The 16899-nt window shown below is 67.1% G+C and carries 16 protein-coding genes; 7 read left to right on the top strand and 9 right to left on the bottom strand.

The window, feature by feature from the left end:
* Window positions 1-220: 220 nt before the first annotated feature.
* A complete protein-coding gene (gene def, locus NH8B_RS01365) occupies window positions 221-724 on the bottom strand; it encodes a peptide deformylase (protein WP_014085713.1) in 504 nt (167 codons plus the stop codon).
* 128 nt (window positions 725-852) lie between these two features.
* Between def and NH8B_RS01360 the strand changes: the two genes are divergently transcribed.
* The 5 genes from NH8B_RS01360 to NH8B_RS01340 all read left to right on the top strand — a co-directional run bounded on the left by NH8B_RS01360 (window position 853) and on the right by NH8B_RS01340 (window position 6765).
* Window positions 853-1887, top strand: coding sequence for a LysM peptidoglycan-binding domain-containing protein (locus tag NH8B_RS01360; protein ID WP_014085712.1), 1035 nt, complete (start codon window positions 853-855; stop codon window positions 1885-1887).
* Entirely contained in the window at window positions 1884-2984 is a 1101-nt protein-coding gene (gene dprA / locus NH8B_RS01355; RefSeq protein ID WP_014085711.1) for a DNA-processing protein DprA, read from the top strand. The genes NH8B_RS01360 and dprA overlap by 4 nt, the downstream gene beginning before the upstream one ends.
* Window positions 2985-3026: 42 nt before the next feature.
* Window positions 3027-3485: a DUF494 family protein gene (locus tag NH8B_RS01350; protein ID WP_008954816.1), complete on the top strand. Its 459-nt coding sequence runs from the start codon at window positions 3027-3029 to the stop codon at window positions 3483-3485.
* Window positions 3486-3635: 150 nt separating this feature from the next.
* Window positions 3636-5927 carry a type I DNA topoisomerase gene (gene topA, locus NH8B_RS01345; protein WP_014085710.1) on the top strand — a complete coding sequence of 764 codons (2292 nt, stop codon included), beginning with the start codon at window positions 3636-3638 and terminating at the stop codon, window positions 5925-5927.
* Window positions 5928-6384: 457 nt separating this feature from the next.
* Window positions 6385-6765 carry a hypothetical protein gene (locus NH8B_RS01340; RefSeq protein ID WP_014085709.1) on the top strand — a complete coding sequence of 127 codons (381 nt, stop codon included), beginning with the start codon at window positions 6385-6387 and terminating at the stop codon, window positions 6763-6765.
* A gap of 250 nt (window positions 6766-7015) precedes the next feature.
* Here the strand turns inward: NH8B_RS01340 and NH8B_RS01335 are convergent, their stop codons facing one another.
* The 5 genes from NH8B_RS01335 to NH8B_RS01315 all read right to left on the bottom strand — a co-directional run bounded on the left by NH8B_RS01335 (window position 7016) and on the right by NH8B_RS01315 (window position 11728).
* Window positions 7016-7393 carry a diacylglycerol kinase gene (locus tag NH8B_RS01335; RefSeq protein ID WP_008954813.1) on the bottom strand — a complete coding sequence of 126 codons (378 nt, stop codon included), beginning with the start codon at window positions 7391-7393 and terminating at the stop codon, window positions 7016-7018.
* Complete coding sequence (locus NH8B_RS01330) at window positions 7390-8457, bottom strand: FAD:protein FMN transferase (RefSeq protein ID WP_014085708.1); 1068 nt, start codon at window positions 8455-8457, stop codon at window positions 7390-7392. The genes NH8B_RS01335 and NH8B_RS01330 overlap by 4 nt, the downstream gene beginning before the upstream one ends.
* Entirely contained in the window at window positions 8445-9389 is a 945-nt protein-coding gene (gshB, locus tag NH8B_RS01325; protein ID WP_014085707.1) for a glutathione synthase, read from the bottom strand. Before gshB ends, NH8B_RS01330 begins: the two co-directional genes overlap by 13 nt.
* Before the next feature lie 18 nt (window positions 9390-9407).
* The gene (gshA, locus tag NH8B_RS01320; RefSeq protein ID WP_014085706.1) at window positions 9408-10691 is read right to left on the bottom strand and encodes a glutamate--cysteine ligase; all 1284 of its coding nucleotides are present in this window, start codon (window positions 10689-10691) and stop codon (window positions 9408-9410) included.
* 92 nt (window positions 10692-10783) lie between these two features.
* Window positions 10784-11728 carry a carbohydrate kinase family protein gene (locus NH8B_RS01315; RefSeq protein WP_014085705.1) on the bottom strand — a complete coding sequence of 315 codons (945 nt, stop codon included), beginning with the start codon at window positions 11726-11728 and terminating at the stop codon, window positions 10784-10786.
* A gap of 119 nt (window positions 11729-11847) precedes the next feature.
* Between NH8B_RS01315 and NH8B_RS01310 the strand changes: the two genes are divergently transcribed.
* Window positions 11848-12342, top strand: coding sequence for a TlpA family protein disulfide reductase (locus NH8B_RS01310; RefSeq protein WP_014085704.1), 495 nt, complete (start codon window positions 11848-11850; stop codon window positions 12340-12342).
* Between the two features lie 113 nt (window positions 12343-12455).
* Here the strand turns inward: NH8B_RS01310 and NH8B_RS01305 are convergent, their stop codons facing one another.
* The 3 genes from NH8B_RS01305 to lhpI form a co-directional block, all read right to left on the bottom strand.
* The gene (locus NH8B_RS01305; RefSeq protein ID WP_014085703.1) at window positions 12456-13574 is read right to left on the bottom strand and encodes a branched-chain amino acid ABC transporter substrate-binding protein; all 1119 of its coding nucleotides are present in this window, start codon (window positions 13572-13574) and stop codon (window positions 12456-12458) included.
* A gap of 83 nt (window positions 13575-13657) precedes the next feature.
* Complete coding sequence (locus NH8B_RS01300; protein ID WP_014085702.1) at window positions 13658-14902, bottom strand: NAD(P)/FAD-dependent oxidoreductase; 1245 nt, start codon at window positions 14900-14902, stop codon at window positions 13658-13660.
* Window positions 14899-15837: a bifunctional Delta(1)-pyrroline-2-carboxylate/Delta(1)-piperideine-2-carboxylate reductase gene (lhpI, locus tag NH8B_RS01295; protein ID WP_014085701.1), complete on the bottom strand. Its 939-nt coding sequence runs from the start codon at window positions 15835-15837 to the stop codon at window positions 14899-14901. Before lhpI ends, NH8B_RS01300 begins: the two co-directional genes overlap by 4 nt.
* A 231-nt stretch (window positions 15838-16068) precedes the next feature.
* Here lhpI and NH8B_RS01290 point away from each other — a divergent pair, with 231 nt between their 5' ends.
* Window positions 16069-16815 carry a FadR/GntR family transcriptional regulator gene (locus NH8B_RS01290; RefSeq protein ID WP_008954804.1) on the top strand — a complete coding sequence of 249 codons (747 nt, stop codon included), beginning with the start codon at window positions 16069-16071 and terminating at the stop codon, window positions 16813-16815.
* Window positions 16816-16899: the final 84 nt, after the last annotated feature.

Here is a 16899-nt window from a genome sequence, read left to right as displayed (position 1 = left end):
GCCAACGCGGGTCGGGCCTGGAATCTGTTCACGATCTGTCGCGAGCGGCCCTCAGCGGGGTGAAGAGCAGCACAGAAACCGGAATGGACATGAAGTCCATGAGGATTTCCGATCGCTGAGCGAATCCCTGCGTGCCAATCTTCGATTGGCCCAGCGATAGATTCGCACGCAGTGCACCTGAGCCCCGATCAGGGACGCGCAGCAAGATCGGGACAGATTCTTACAGCGTGTGCTTCTCGCGCTTCTTCATCTTGGCCTTGATGCGGCTCTGCTTGAGCTGGGACAGGTAGTCGACGAACACCTTGCCGTCGAGATGGTCGATCTCATGCTGGATGCAGATCGCCAACAGGCCGTCGGTCTCGATCTCGAACGGCTCGCCGTTGCGGTCGAGCGCACGCACCCGCACCCACTCCGAGCGGTGCACCTTGTCGTAGATGCCGGGCACCGACAGGCAGCCTTCTTCGTACACGGTATCGCCACGACGCTCGACGATTTCCGGGTTGACGAAGGCGGTCAGGGCCGACTTCTCTTCGCTGACATCGATCACCACCACGCGCTCATGCACGTTGACCTGGGTGGCCGCCAGGCCGATGCCGTTGCATTCGTACATGGTCTCGGCCATGTCGTCGATCAGTTGGCGGATGCGCTCGTCCACCGCGCCGACCGGACGCGCGACTTTGTGCAGACGCTCGTCCGGGTAATGCAGAATAGTTAGCAGCGCCATCTAATTCCGTTACTCCAGATTGTAGTTTTGCCATCAGCATGTCGATAATAGACCTGTCTGACGCAGATATCGTTACTTCGAGGGCGCCGGGAATGGCGCGCCCGTCCATGAATATTGGGGCATTTTCCATGCGCAAAAGCATTATATCGCTAGTCTTGGCTCTGGGCCTTGCGGCACCGGCCTTTTCCGACACGCTGACGCTGCGCTCTGACGCCCCGGCGCGCTACGTGGTGGTCAAAGGCGACACGCTGTGGGGCATCTCCGGCCGCTACCTGAAAAAGCCGTGGAACTGGCCCCGCCTGTGGCAGATGAACCGCGACGAAGTGAAAAACCCGCACCTGATCTACCCCGGCGACGTGCTGGTACTGACCTGGGTCAACGGCCAGCCGCGCCTCGGCCTGGAGCGCAACCGCCGCGAGGTGAAGCTGTCGCCGCAGGTGCGCATCGAGGACCAGGACCGTGCCCTGCCGAGCATCCCGGCCAAGGCCATCGAGCCCTTCCTGTCGCGCCCGCTGATCGTCGACATCGACAGCTTCTCGCGCGCGCCGCGCCTAGTCGCCGGCAGCGACGAGCACGTGGCGATGAGCAGCGGCGACCGCGCCTACGCCATGGGGCTCGACCAGGGCGGCAGCTGGCAGTCGTACCGCCCCAACAAGCCGCTGCGCGATCCGGACAGCGGCGAGACGCTGGGCTACGAGGTGACTTACGGCGGAGATCTGGCGGTCGAGAAGATAGGCGACGAGGTACAGTCGTTGCGGGTGCGCAAGGTGGCCGAGGAAATCCTGGTCGGCGACCGCCTGGTCAAGGCGCCGCGCGACTATTTCGTCAGCTACGTGCCGCATCCGCCCGAAAAGATGGTGCAGGGCAAGATCATCTCCACCCCCAACGGCGTCGCCGGCGCGGCCCAGTACTACAACGTGGCGATCAACCTGGGACAACGTGACGGCCTGGAGACCGGCCACGTGCTCGACATCCTCAAGAACGGCAGCCTGGTCAAGGTCACGACGCCGGACAACCGCGAAACCAAGGTGCTGCTGCCGACCGAGAAAGCCGGCTCGCTGTTCGTCTACCGCGTGTTCAACCGCGTCGCCTACGGCCTGGTGATGGAGAGCGCTGTACCGATCGGCGTGGGCGACGTGGTGCGCACGCCGGACGAGGAATGAGCAGCGAGCGCGCCGACTGGGCGCTGCTGGCGCTGACGCCGGGCATCGGCCCGGTCGGCGTGCTGCGCCTGATCGACACCTTCGGCAGCGCCGCCGCCGCAGCTTCGGCCAACCTTTCGCAGTTGCAGCGTTGCCTCGGCGACGAGGCGGCGCGCGCCCTGGCGGGCCGCGTGGCGACCGCCGACGTGGAGGCGGCGCTGGCCTGGGCCGACGCGCCGGGCTGTTTCCTGCTGACCCTGGCCGATCACGACTACCCCACAGCGCTGGCCGAGGCCGGCCACGCCCCGCCGCTGCTGTTCGGCCGGGGCCGGCGCGAATTGCTGGCGCGCCCGATGCTGGCCATGGTCGGCAGCCGCCACGCCACACCGCAGGGCCGGCAGACCGCCGAGGAGTTCGCGCACGGCCTGGCGCAGGCCGGCTACACCATCGTCAGCGGGCTCGCCAGCGGCATCGACGGCGCCGCCCACCGTGGCGCGCTGGGCACGGCGGCATCGACCATCGCGGTGATCGGCACCGGCATCGACCGGGTCTACCCGGCCAGCCACCGCCAGCTCGCCCACCAGTTGGCCGAAGGCGGCCTGATCCTGTCGGAATTTCCGCTCGGCACGGCGCCGCTGGCGCACAACTTCCCGCGCCGCAACCGCATCATCGCCGGGCTCAGCCGCGGCTGCCTGGTGGTCGAGGCCAACGTCAACTCCGGCTCGCTGATCACCGCGCGCCTCGCCGCCGAGGTCGGGCGCGAGGTGCTGGCGATTCCCGGCTCGATCCACAACCCGCAGGCGCGCGGCTGCCACCGCCTGATCAAGGACGGCGCCAAGCTGGTGGAAACGGTGGACGACGTGCTGGACGAAATCGGCCGCCCCGCCCCCGACGCACCAGGGGCGGCCAGCACCAACACGGCCGTGGCGGACGGCACAGCCGCGGAGGTGGCGGAGACGCCGCTGCTGGTCCAGCTGGGCTACGATCCGGTCGACGTCGACAGCCTGGCGGCGCGGCTCGAGTTGACGGCGGGGGAGGTTTACGCGATGCTTCTTGAGCTGGAACTGGAAGGCCGGGTGGCAAGCCTGCCGGGCGGTCGTTTCCAGCGCCTGTCCTGAAGCGGGACGCGCCCTGCCAGCATCCTTAAAAGTCTCTGCACCATGTTTGACGTTCTTGCCTATCTGTTTGAAGAATACCAGGACCCCGAAGCCTGCAACGACCGCGAAGGCGTGATGCGCACCCTCGCCGCCGCCGGCTTCGAGGACGCCGACATCAACGACGCCCTCGACTGGCTCGATATCCTCTGCAACATCAACGAGGGTGCCTTCGCCGCGATGGACGAGTCCTACGGCCTGCGCGTCTACAGCGACAGCGAACAGAAACGCCTGCCGACCGAAGTGCGCGGCCTGCTGCAGTTCCTCGAGCACCACGGCGCCCTCTCCCCGGCTCAGCGCGAGATGGTGATCGACCGCCTGCTGGCGATGCCCGACGACGAGGTCAACGTCGCCTCGGCCAAACTGGTCACCTTGCTGGTGCTGTGGGTGCAGAAGGCCGAGCTGCCGATCCTGCTCGGCGAAGAGCTGCTCGACGTGGTAAACGGCGAACCGACCATGCAATGAGCTTGTCACGGCGTTGCGACAGGCTTACCATCGCGCCCTTCCGACGCCTTAACGACACGTCCGACAAGAGCGCCCCCTTGCGCTCTTGTTTTATTTGATAGATACACAAGATGTCAGCCCGGGACTGCCGGGTTCACGATTGAACAAAACATGCCCTCGAGCCTATTGATCGTTGAGTCGCCGTCCAAGGCCAAAACGCTGAAAAAATACCTGGGTCAGGACTTCGAAGTCCTCGCCTCCTACGGCCACGTCCGCGACCTGGTGCCGAAAAGCGGCGCGGTCGACCCGGACAAGAACTTCGCCATGAAGTACCAGCTGATCCCGCGCAACGCCAAGCACGTGGACGCCATCACCCAGGCGGTGGCCGAGGCCGATCACATCTATCTGGCAACTGACCCGGACCGCGAAGGCGAGGCCATTTCCTGGCACCTGGTACAGATCCTCAACAACAAGAAGCTGCTGAAGGGCAAGACCGCACAGCGCGTGGTGTTCCACGAGATCACCAAGAACGCCGTGCTCGACGCCATCGCCAACCCGCGCGACATCTCGCAGGAGCTGGTCGACGCGCAGCAGGCGCGCCGCGCGCTCGACTACCTGGTCGGCTTCAACCTGTCGCCGATGCTGTGGAAGAAGATCCGCCGCGGGCTGTCCGCCGGCCGCGTGCAGAGCCCGGCGCTGCGCCTGATCTGCGAGCGCGAGAACGAAATCCGCGCCTTCACCGAGCAGGAATACTGGTCGATCCACCTCGACAGCCACAAGGGCCGGCAGAAGTTCGGCGCCAAGCTGTTCGAGCTCGGCGGCAACAAGCTCGACCAGTTCGACATCCCGAGCGAGGCGGTCCAGGCCGACACGCTGGCGCGCCTGGCAGAGCAGCCGGCCACCGTCAGCAACGTCGACAAGAAGAAGAAAACCCGCAACCCGGCCGCGCCGTTCACCACCTCGACGCTGCAGCAGGAGGCGGTGCGCAAGCTCGGCATGACCACCGACCGCACCATGCGCACGGCGCAGCAGCTGTACGAGGGCGTCGACATCGGCCAGGGCACGGTCGGTCTCATCACCTACATGCGTACCGACGCCGTGGTGCTGTCGAACGAGGCCCTGACCGAAATCCGCGGCTACATCGAGAGCCAGTTCGAGCCGGCCTTCCTGCCCAAGGCCCCGGTCACCTTCAAGAACAAGTCGAAGAACGCCCAGGAAGCCCACGAGGCGATCCGCCCGACCTCGATCGAGCGCACCCCGGCGGCGATGAAGCCGTTCTTGACCACCGACCAGTTCAAGCTCTACGAGATGATCTGGAAGCGCACCCTGGCCTGCCAGATGGCGCCGGCCAAGTTCGACACCACCAGCGTCGACATCACCGTCGGCGAGGGCGTGTTCCGCGCCACGGGCCAGGTACAGACCTTCGCCGGCTTCCTCGCGGTGTACGAGGAAGACGTCGACGACGCCGAGGACGAGGACAACGCCAAGCTGCCGGCGCTGGAGGTGGGCGACGTGCTGCCGGTGGACAAGCTCTACGGCGAACAGCACTTCACCCAGCCGCCGCCGCGCTTCTCCGAGGCCAGCCTGGTCAAGGCGCTGGAAGAATTCGGCATCGGCCGCCCGTCCACCTACGCCAGCATCATCTCGACGCTGAAGGACCGCGAGTACGTGGTGCTCGACAAGAAGCGCTTCCTGCCGACCGACACCGGCGAGATCGTCAACAAGTTCCTCACCGAGCACTTCGGCCAGTACGTCGACTACAACTTCACCGCCAAGCTGGAAGACCAGCTCGACGAGATCGCCAACGGCCGGCGCGAGTGGGTGCCGGTGATGGAGACGTTCTGGAAGGGGCTGGCCAAGCAGCTGAGCGAGAAGGAAAGCCTGTCGCGCGCCGAGGTCACCACCGAGAGCCTGGACGAGGCCTGCCCGAAGTGCAGCAAGCCGCTGCAGATCAAGTTCGGCAAGCGCGGCCGCTTCATCGCCTGCACCGGCTACCCCGAGTGCGACTACACCCGCGACATCGGCGAGACCGCCGAGAGCGCGGCGGCGGCGGCGGAAGAACCGACGGTGATCGAGGGGCGCACCTGCCCGGAATGCGGCGGCGCGCTGCACATCAAGAAGGGCCGCTACGGCAAGTTCATCGGCTGTGCCAACTACCCCAAGTGCAAGCACATCGAACCGCTCGAGAAGCCGCGCGACACCGGCGTGACCTGCCCGGAATGCAAGACCGGCAGCCTGATCGAGCGCAAGAGCCGCTACGGCAAGCTGTTCTACAGCTGCAATACCTATCCCAAGTGCAAGTACGCCACCTGGAACCCGCCGGTGGCCGAGCCCTGCCCGAAGTGCCACTGGCCGATCCTGACCATCAAGACCACCAAGCGGCGCGGCACCGAGAAGGTCTGCCCGCAGAAGGAGTGTGGCTACAGCGAGGTGATCGCCCCGCCGGAAGCCAAGGAAGCCTGAGCCGCATCCGCCCTCACCCCCGACGCCACCGCCAGGTGGCGTTTTTCATGCCCGGTCGGCCCGCGATATCGCCCGTTCGTCATAACCCGGCACCGGCTTTTATTCAGCATTTCCCGGCGCAATGCTTATACTTCGAGTCAAGGGCGAAGTCAGCCCGATTTCACTGCCAGATTCGTTCTGGCGAGTACGGTACCTGCGACGGACCGGAATGCCCTCCGGGGCAAAACGCCGCCTGCCCCCAGGCGGCGTTTCCATTGGGCCAGAACGCCGCGCGCATTCCAACTGACAGACGCAGCGCCTCGAGCAGATGCCCGCAAGCCGCGCTGAAATGCGGTTGCGGCGACGCTTCGGGCACGGCCCCGACAGGACGACTGCCGGGGTACCCGTTCCCCGGTTTGTCCGGGGTGGGTGGCGTGCCGCAGTGCCTGCAAGGCGGGCTGGAGGTAAAGGGCGGATCATGAAAGCCGACAGCAGCTTCTACTTCACCGGCAGCGCCGTGCTGACCTTGCTGGCTTTCGCCTCCACGACCTGGCCGCTGCTGGCCGTCTCCTTGCTCGTCACGTTCTGCGGCATGATGGTGGCCGACCGCGAGCAGCTGGCGGCGCTCGACAGCCACGCGCTGGCGATGTTCCTGATGCAGCACGAACGCCCGCTGCTGCCGCTGGACGCCTTTCGTGGCCGCGAGCTGCTGTTCTACTACGCCGGCCAGCCGGTGTACCGCTACCTGATCGCGCGCGACTCGCGCTGGCTCTTGGTCGGCAAGCAGGGCGAGGTCAAGGAAGGCCCGGGCATGATCCGGGTGACGCCGGGCTACCTGTACCGCCGCCTCGACGATTGATAGCCTGATTCATTAGGCGGCTGCGCCTTTGCATCTTGAGCGCCGGCGGTGCTCCGAGCGTGCAAATCTCTGATTCGCTCAGCCATGATCCTCATGTACTCCGTGTACATTCCGGTTCCTGTGCGTTGGCGGCACTCAACCTGCTTTGGCTCGCTCTCCTACTGAAACAGGCTCCCGTCCCGCCCAATGCAAAAACGGCAGCGCGCCACCAGGCATGCTACCGTTTTGTCCCGTGCTTCGGCCAACCTGGTCAGCCGAACAGCACCAGCCCCCACACCACGGCTAGGTTGACCAGACCGATCAGCTGCGCCGCGCTGCCCATGTCCTTGGCGCGCTTGGCGAGCGGATGGCGCTCCAGCGAAGTGTGGTCGACCGCCGCCTCCACCGCCGAATTGAGCAGCTCGATGATCAGCGTGGCGAGCGAGCTCGCCACCAGCAGGGCACGCTCCAGCGCGCTGGCATGGATGACGAAGGCCAGCGGGATCAGGATCACGGCCAGCAGCAGCAGCATACGGAACGCGTCCTCGTGGCGGAAGGCGGCCTTGAGACCGTCCAGCGAGTACCCGAAGGCGTTGATCAGCCGGGTGATCCCGGTCTTGCCCTTGAACGGGCTTTCCTGCAGCTTCATGCGGCTCCCAGAAGATGGATACGTGGCGCTTCGCCCAGCCAGTGCAGGCGTGCCTGCATCGAGCGCGACAGCCAGACCTCGCCGTGGCCGTCGACCAGCAGTACGTCGCGGATGCCGAAGCGGCTGGCATAGTAAGAAGCGCGCGCGGTGTCGGCAAGATAAATCGGCTTGGTGGCGACGTCGGAGCGCAGCCCGGCGTCGGCGGCCGGCGCCACCACCACGGTGGCGGCCTCGGCGCGGCAGTCGCTGCTGCCGTCGCGCGGGTCGATCAGGTGGCAGTGGCGCCGCCCGTTCAGCTCGAAGTAGCGCTGGTAATCGCCCGAGGTGCCCACCGCCTCGCCGTCGGACAGCTCCACCACCGCCATCGCCTCGTTGCGGCGCGGGTGCTGGATGCCGACCTTCCACGGCGTGCCGTCCGGCTTTTTGCCCAGCGCGATGACGTTGCCGCCGATGTTGATCAGCGCGGCACGGACACCGGCGGCCTTGAGCTGGTTGCGCACCCGGTCGAGCGCCCAGCCCTTGGCGATGCCGCCCAGATCGAGCTGCACCGCCGGGTTGCGGCTGGCGATGCGGCCGTCGGCGAGGCTCAGGTCAGCCATACGCGGACGGGCCTCGACCAGTTGCCGGAGCGCCGCCGGATCGGGCGTGACCGGGGCGAAGCTGTCGGCGTGAAAGCCCCACAGCGCCACCAGCCCGCCCAGCGCCGGCGAGAACAGGCCGTCGGAGAGCGCCTCGTCGCGCTGCGCGGCACGCAGCAGCTCGGCCAGATCGGGCGCCAGCGGCGCCGATTCGCCACGCGCCAGGGCGCGGTTGATGGCGACCAGCTCGCCGTTGCCCTTCCAGGCGTGCAGGCGCAGGTGCAGACGGTCGAGTTCGGCCATGGCCTGCGCCACCGCGGCCTGGGCGCGGGCCTCCGGCTCGCCCAGCACGGTGACCTCGACGCGCGTGCCGAACACGTAGCTTTCCTGGCGGAACGGTTCGGGCTCGCGGCTGCACGCCGCGAGCCCGATCAGCAGACACAGGGCCAGACAGGTTGGCCGAAGCCGCGAGATCAGTGCGCGCACCGCCGCTCCAGCGCATCGATGTACAGCCCGGCGACGTTGATGCCGGTCTGATCCATGATCTCGCGGAAGCAGGTGGGACTGGTGACGTTGACTTCAGTGAGGTAATCGCCGATGACGTCGAGACCGGCGAACAGGATGCCGCGCCGCTGCAGTTCCGGTCCCACCGCCGCCACGATCTCGCGGTCGCGCGCGGTGAGCGGACGCGCCTCGCCGCGGCCGCCGGCGGCGAGGTTGCCGCGCGTCTCGCCGGCCATCGGGATGCGCGCCAGGCAGTAGTCCACCGCCACGCCGTCGATCACCAGGATGCGCTTGTCGCCGTCGCGGATTTCCGGGATGAAACGCTGCGCCATCACGGTGCGGGTCTCGCGCTGGGTAATGGTTTCCAGGATCACCGACAGGTTGGGGTCGTCCGGCGTGACGCGGAAGATGCTGTCGCCGCCCATGCTGTCGAGCGGCTTGAGGATGACGTCCTGATGCTGGCGCACGAAGGCGCGCAGGCGGGCCGACTCGCCGGAGATCAGGGTCGGCGCGATGCAGTCGGGGAAGTGCAGGATCGCCAGCTTCTCGTTGTAGTCCCTGAGCGCCTGGCCGCTGCTGAACACCTTGACGCCCTGGGCTTCGGCCAACGTGAACAGCTGCGAGGCGTACAGGTACTCCATGTCGAACGGCGGGTCCTTGCGCATGATCACCGCGCTGAACGCGGTGAGCGGCTGGCGCTGCACCTCGGCGAGGCGGAACCAGTCGTGCTTGTCGCCGGTGAGGGTCAGGCCGCGCGCGTCCACCAGCAGCCGTCCGCCTTCCACCGACAGCTGGCGCGCCTCGGCCACCGCCAGGGCATGGCCGCGTCGTGCCGCCTCCTCCATCATGGCGAAGGTGGTGTCCTTGTAGATCTTGAAGTGGTCCAGCGGGTCGGCGATGAACAGGATTTTCATAGGCGGGATCCAGTGCGCTCAGGCGTTGTCGGGGTCGGTGGCTTCCAGCTCCAGCGAGGCGGCCAACAGCGCCAGGCGGGCGATCACGCCGTAGGAATAGAAACGGTTGGGCGGGCAGTCCGGGGTGCCGCTCTTGTCCGGCAGACAGGCCGATTCGAACGACAGCGGCACGAAGTGCATGCCCGGCGCGTTGAGGTTCTCGTCGACGCCGCGCCCGGTGTGGACGCGGTAGAAGCCGCCGATGACGAAGCGGTCCATCATGTACACCACCGGCTCGGCCACCGCGGCGTTGACCGTCTCGAAGGTGTACACGCCTTCCTGCACGATCACCTCGGACACTTCCAGCCCTTCCTTCACCACCGCCATCTTGTTGCGCGCCTTGCGGTTGAGGCCGATCACCTCGTCCGGCGACTTCACGCTCATCACGCCCATGCCGTAGGTGCCGGCGTCGGCCTTGACGATCACGAACGGGTCATGGGTGATGCCGTACTCGCGGTACTTGACGCGGATCTTGTCGAGCAGGCCGGAGACGCTGTCGGCCAGCGCTTCTTCGCCCTGGCGCGACTGGAAGTCCAGCCCCTTGGTGGCGTTGAAGTACGGGTTGATCAGCCACGGATCGATCGAGATCAGGCGGGCAAAGTCGTCCGCGACCTGGTCGTAGGCCTTGAAATGGTGGGTCTTGCGCCGCACCGCCCAACCGGCGTGCAGCGGCGGCAGCAGGGTCTGCTCCAGGTTCTGCAGGATGTCCGGCGCGCCGCCCGACAGGTCGTTGTTGAGCAGCACCACGCACGGGCTGAAGCCGTCGGCCAGCACCAGGCGGTTGCCGCGGCGCTCGATCGGCTCCAGCCGCACCGTGGCGCCGTTGGCGGCGGTCAGTTCGGTCGGCTCGGTGATCTCCGGGTTGAGCGAGCCCAACCGGACCTTGAGGCCGGCCTGCTCGAAGATGTGCACCAGCGCCGCCACGTTCTGCAGGTAGAAGGTGTTGCGGGTGTGGTTTTCCGGGATCAGCAAGATGTTCTTGGCTTCCGGACACACCTTCTCCACCGCGCTGGTGGCGGCCTGGACCGCGAGCGGGGTGAATTCCGGGTTGAGGTTGTTGAAACCGCCGGGGAACAGGTTCATGTCCACCGGGGCCAGCTTGAAGCCGCTGTTGCGCAGGTCGACCGAGCCGTAGAACGGCACCTGGTGGGCGTGCCACTGGCTACGGAACCAGTGCTCGATATGGGGCTGGGCGCCGAGGATGCGGCTTTCCAGCTCCAGCAACGGGCCCTTCAGGGCGGTGGACAGGTAAGGAACGGTCATGTCTTCCCCTTTGGGATGATCTTGGGTCGAATTGCACAATGGTGGGGATGACAGGCGCCTTATTCAACCCTGGGTGGCGGAGCGGCGCGGGCTCAGTCCGGCCATGCTTCGTTATAGGCCGCCTGGTAGCGCTCTTTCAGTTGGGCCCAGTCGAAGACATGGTTCTGCGCGCCGCGGCTGACCACCTTGATGGCGCCCAGGAGGTTGGCCAGGCGGCCGGTGAGGTGCCAGTCGAGACCGTGCCGGATGCCGTACAGCAGGCCGGCGCGGAAGGCGTCGCCGCAACCGGAGGGGTCGAGCGCGGGGCCGTCCAGCGGCACCGCCGGAATGTTGAGCAGCGTGTCGCCGACGTGGATCTCCGCCCCCTGCGCCCCGCGCGTGATGATCAGCGCGCGCACCTGGCGGCGCATATCGTCCAGCGAGAGGCCAGCACGCTCGCGCATCAGTTCGGCTTCGTAGTCGTTGAGCGTGACGTAGCTGGCCATTTCGACCAGCGCGCGCAGCTCGGTGCGCGAGAACAGCGGCAGCTCCTGGCCGGGGTCGAACACCAACGGGATGCCGGCCTCGGCCAGCTCGCGGCAGTGCTGCAGGCAGCCGAGGTAGCCCGACGGCGCCACGATGGCGAGTTCCACCGGGCTCTCGACCTCGCTCAGGTGGTTGTCGGTGGCGTGCTCCATCGCGCCGGGATGGAACGCCATCAGCTGGTTGCCGCCGCTATCGCTAATGATGAAACATTGCGCGGTATACTGGCCGGGAACGGTGCGGATATGGCGGTCCGCCACGCCGAGGCGCGCCAGATGCTCGCGGTAGGGGTCGAAGTCCTCGCCCACCGTGGCCATCACCAGCGGCCGCTCGCCCAGCAAGGCGAGGTTGTAGGCGATGTTGCCGGCGCAGCCGCCGAACTCGCGGCGCATCGTCGGCACGCGAAAGGTGGTGGAGATCTTGTGCAGCTGGTCCGCCAGGATATGCTGGTCGAAACGGTCTTCGAAGGTCAGCAGGGTATCGTAGGCGAGCGATCCGCAGACGAGGATGGACATGCCGGCTCCGCTATGAAATCAAGCGCTTAAGTGTAGCACGAAACGCCGTCCTCCCCCGTGGCGAACCCTGGCCGCGCCGCCCGCTCCAAGCGCTTGCCACGTTTTTACAGGATGATCCGATGACCCCCACCACTCTGCGCCGCGGCGTGCTGCCGCTACTGTGCGCCGCGCTGCTGACGGCGCTGCCGGCCGCCGCCAACCCAGCGCTGGAACGCGCCCGCTTCACCGACCTGGCCGGCAAGAACGCCGCGCTCACCCAGTACAAGGGCAAGGTCACCGTGGTGAATTTCTGGGCCACCTGGTGTTCGCCCTGCCGCGAGGAGATGCCGATGCTCAACGCCGTGCGCACCCGCCTGGCGCCGCGTGGCGTCGAGGTGGTCGGCGTGGCGCTCGACGACAAGGTCTCGGTCGGCAATTACCTGCGCACGACCCGGGTGAGCTATCCCATCGTGCTGGGCGACGGCAACACGCTCGACCTGATGCGCGCCATCGGCAACCCGGCCGGCGGCCTGCCCTACACCGTGGTGCTGGACCGCTCCGGCAAGCAGGTCGCCACGCTGATCGGCAAACTGTCGGAACAGACCCTGCTGCAGGCGGTCGAGCCGCATCTCTAGGCACCTGTTCACGATCCCTTGGCCCCCGTGCCGGGCCTCGTCGCCCGGCCTGCCGCCACGGCGAAAAAAGCCCGGCCTAGGCCGGGCGCAAGCTGACAACAACAGGGAAAATCTCAGAAGGTCACCTTGACCGGCGCCCACTTGGCCTGGCGCACCTGATAGACGGTAATCGGCGCCTGGATCAGGTCGCCACGGCTATCGAAGCGGTAGCTGGCGTTCACCCCCTCGTAACTGATCTTCTTCAGCGCCGCCGTGACCTTGCCGGGCTCGGTGCTGTTGGCCTGCTGCATGGCCTTCGCCACCAGCATCACCGCGTCGTAATGCTGCGGGCCGTAGGACAAGGGCGGCTTGCCGTACTTGGCCTGATAGCGCTTGATGAAGTCCTGGCCCTGGCTGCGCTTTTCCAGCACGTTGCCGGCCACCGCCGCCATGAAGCCTTCGCTGTTGCTGCCGGAAAGCTTGATGAAGTTATCGGTCTGGATCATGTCGCCACTGAGCACCTTGGTGGACAGGCCGAGCTGCTTCATCTGCAGCGCCAGGGGAGCCGCCTGGCTGTCGGACATGGCAACGAACAGCAGGTCCGGCTTGGCGGCACGGATCGTGGTCAGGATCGGACTGAAGTTGTTCTGCCCCGGCGTGGTGTATTCGCGGCGGATCACCTGCGCCCCCAGGCGCTTGGCCTCGGCCTCGAACTTGTCGGCCAGTCCTTGGCTATAGGCGGTGCGGTCGTCGATCATGGCGATGCGCTTGGCCTTCAATTCGCTCAGCGCGTATTGGGCGATAGCCGGCCCCATGCGGGTGTCCACCGCGCTCAGGCGGAAGGCGTTGCCGTAGCCCTGGTTGGTGTAGGTGGCGTTGACGGCCACCGAGAACTGCGGCAGACCGGCCTGGTTGATGATGCGCGCGGCGGGAATGGTGGTGCCCGACGTGAACGGGCCGACCACCGCCTTCACTTCTTCATCCAGCAGTTTTTGCGCGGCCAGGGTGGACTGCTTGGGGTCTTCCTGGTCGTCCTGCGATACCAGTTCGAACTGCACCGGCTGGCCGTTGATCCTCAGTGCACTGCGGTTGAGGGTGTCGACGGCGAGCTGGGCACAGTTCTGGTTGTCCTTGCCCCAGTGGGCGTCCGGCCCGGTCAAGGGGCCGATGAAACCGATTTTCACCACCTCGGCGGCAGAAGCGGCGCTGATGCCCCCCAGGGCCAGCAGGGTAACGAGCAGGGTGTGTTTCATGTTTTGCATCCTGATGAAGTTGTTGAATCGACACGAGGCACAGCAACAGCTTGATTGCGACAGCATTGGCACCGACCGGAACGCTAACGGAACCGGCCGGGCCAGAACTCTGGCGGAATGGCCGCCACCCCGGTGAGGTGGTCGCGCAGCAGCGCGCCGGTGGTGGCGGCGAGGGTCAGGCCGAGATGGCCATGACCGCAGGCGAAGAACAGTTGCCGCAGGTGCGGGGACGGGCCGATCACCGGCACGGTATCCGGCACCGACGGGCGGTTGCCCATCCAGGCGCTCATGCCTTCGGTACCGAGTTCGCCCAGCATGGCCTGCGCCTTGTCCAGCAGCAGGTGGGCGCGACGGTAGTCCGGCGGCGCGTCGCGGTGCGCCAGTTCCACCGTGCCGGCCAGGCGCAGGCCGCCGTCGGCCATCGGCAGGATGACGAAGCTTTCACTGGCGTTGAGCAGGAAATGCCGCAGCGGACGACCGGCCCTGGGCAGGGTCAGGTGGTAGCCACGCTCGCTCTCCAGCGGCAGCGCCTGGCCAGCCTGGCGTGCGAAACGGTCGCTCCACACGCCGCTCGCCACCACGACCTGCCCCGCGCTCAGCGCGCTGCCGTCGGCCAGGGTGATGCCGCTGACGGCGCCGTGCTGCTGACGCAGCGCCGTCACCGGCTGCTGCAGGAACCGGCCGCCCTCGCGCAGGAACTGCTGGAACAGGCCGAGGCTGAACAGGTAGGGATCGTCCACGTGCGACCAGTCGGGAATCAGCACCCCTTGCTGCCACGGCGCACGCAAGGCCGGCTCCAGCCGTGTCAGTTGGTCTTTGTCGCAGTGCCGCCAGCGCACGCCCTGCTCGCCGCGCCGCTGCCAGCGCGCCAGGTCGGCCTGCAGGGCGTCCTGGTCGGGATAGAGCGCCAGTGCGCCGTGGCGACGCCAACTCCCTTCCAGACCGCAGCGGGCGATGAGCGGGGCGTAGTCCTGGTTCACCCGGGCCAGCAGCTGTCCCAGCTGCCGGCTCAGCGCCGCCACCCGCGCTGGCCGGCTCGCCAGCACGAAGCGGCCGAGCCACGGCATCAGACCGGGCAGATGGCGCCAGCGTACCGCCAGCGGGCCGAGCGGATTGAGCAGCCAACGTGGCACCTGGCGCAGCACGCCAGGCTCGGCGAGCGGGAGCACCTCGCTCACCGCCAGCGCCCCGGCGTTGCCGGACGAGGTGCCGGACGCCGGCGGATCGCGGTCGAGCAGCAGCACGTCGAGCCCGGCCAGGCGCAGTTGCAGCGCGCTGGCGATGCCGACCACGCCGGCGCCGACCACGATGACGTCGGCGCGGCTCATGCCCCCTCGCCTACGCCGAGGCGCCAGTTGGCCAGCGCGCATCGCGCCGCCGCCAGATCCCAGGCGGCGGTACCGACGCTCTTGAACAGGCGCGGGCGGGCCGCGTCGAAGCGTCCGGCCACGGCGTCGGCCAGCGACGCCACGGTGGTCCAGTCGATCCCGGCCTGGATCAGGTCGCCGGCCTCGTGGCGCGCGCCGACCGGGTCGTCGGAAAACAGCTGGCTGCCGGCGATGGCGTGCGGCCCCAGCTCGGCCATGTCGGGACGGAAGGCGCCGACCCCGATCAGCAGACGATCGGGACGCGCCGGCTGGTCGTACACCGGAACCTTGCTGGTGGTCAGCATGATCACCACTTGCACCGCCTCGGCCACGTCCCCGGTGGCCGGCTGCAGGTCCAGGCCGAGCGTGCCGTGCTCGCGGCAGAACGCCTCGGCGGCCGCCCTCTGGTGGCCATGCACGTCAACCCGCAGTCCCGGATACAGCGCCGCCAGCGCCTCGGCATGGCCGGCCGCCTGCTTGCCGGTGCCGATCAGCGCAACGTGGCGCGGAGGCGCCGCTTGCAGCGAGCGCATCGCCAGCATCGAGACCGCCGCGGTGCGCCGTGCGGTGACGGTCGGCCCGTCCAGGATCAGCAGCGGCACGCCGCTGGCGGCGTCGTAGACGCTGACCACGCCGTGGATGGTGGGCAGGCCGTGGCGGCTGTTGTGCGGGCAGACGTTGACCAGCTTGTGCATGGCGACATCGTGGGCGGAGGCCGGCATCGACAGCAGCACGCCCTCCCCCTGTAACGGCAGCACCTGGCGTTCCGGGCTGCTGATGCGACCGGCCTGGTACTCTTCGGCGGCGTCCGCCAGCACGTGGCACAGGGAATCGAAGGGCAGCAGCTCGGCGGTTTGGCGGGCGGAGAGAACCGGTAGCGGTGTCGACATGCTCATGGGGCGTCAGACCTCTGAATTGGTAGAATTTCGACCAGATTTTGGTTGCCTCCACATCAACCATCCAAAACTGGCCAGATGCAGGACAGCAACCACACTGTTCATGTCAAAAAAATTACCAATTAGCCACGTAAGGCACAACCCTATCGCGTCATCGCCAGGGAATTTGGTAAACTTTGTCACCAATACGCAACACTCATGTCCGCTTTTAGACCAATTTGAGTGACCACCATGCAAGAGACCAACCACTTCCAGCCGCGCCCGATCTACCAGCAGGTGGCCGAGCAAATCCAGCACAGCATCACCAACGGCGAATTCCTGCCGGAATCCCGTCTGCCGTCGGAGCGCGAGCTGGCGGCACGCTTCCGCGTCAGCCGCCCCGCCGTGCGCGAGGCCATCGGGTCGCTGCAGAACCAGCAGCTGGTGATGACGCGCCGCGGCTCGGGCACCTACGTCTGTGCCGATGCCTTGCAGCGGCTGCAGCAGGCCCAGCTCGCCGACACGGACCGACGCGCCGACGACAGCCCGCTGTCAACGCTGGAGGTGCGGCTGCTGCTGGAGCCCGCCATCGCGCGGCTGGCAGCGCGACGCGGACAGCGCGACGACAAGGCCGAGCACTACCTGGCGCTGATGAAGAACGTCAAGAACATCGACATCCAGGCACAGCAGGCGCTGTGGAGCGAGAGCGACCGGCTGTTCCATCGCCAGCTGGCCGTGATGACCGGCGATGCGCTGATGGTGCGCATCGCCGACGAAATCGCGAAAGCCATGGAGCAGCCGCTGTGGCAGCGACTGCGTGACGACGGGATCTACGACGAGGAACGCATCAGCCTGTACGTGGCGGAACACCAGCTGATCTACGAGGCGATCGTCAGCGGCGACGAGCAGGCGGCGGCCTTCTACGTCGAGCAGCATCTGCGTCGGGTGGGGCGGGACATTTCCACCGGCGACGCCTCGCCGCCGAAAACGCCGGCCTAGCCGGCCGCACGCCCACCCGCGCAGCCGCTGCCTGCAGACGGCCCCCTCACCGGGGGAAGGACGACTCCGCGCGGAGGCTCCGCG

Source organism: Pseudogulbenkiania sp. NH8B, assembly GCF_000283535.1.
Classification (GTDB): Bacteria; Pseudomonadota; Gammaproteobacteria; order Burkholderiales; family Chromobacteriaceae; genus Pseudogulbenkiania; species Pseudogulbenkiania ferrooxidans.
Note: the sequence above shows the minus strand (reverse complement) of the source record. Positions and strands in the feature narration are given on the sequence as shown.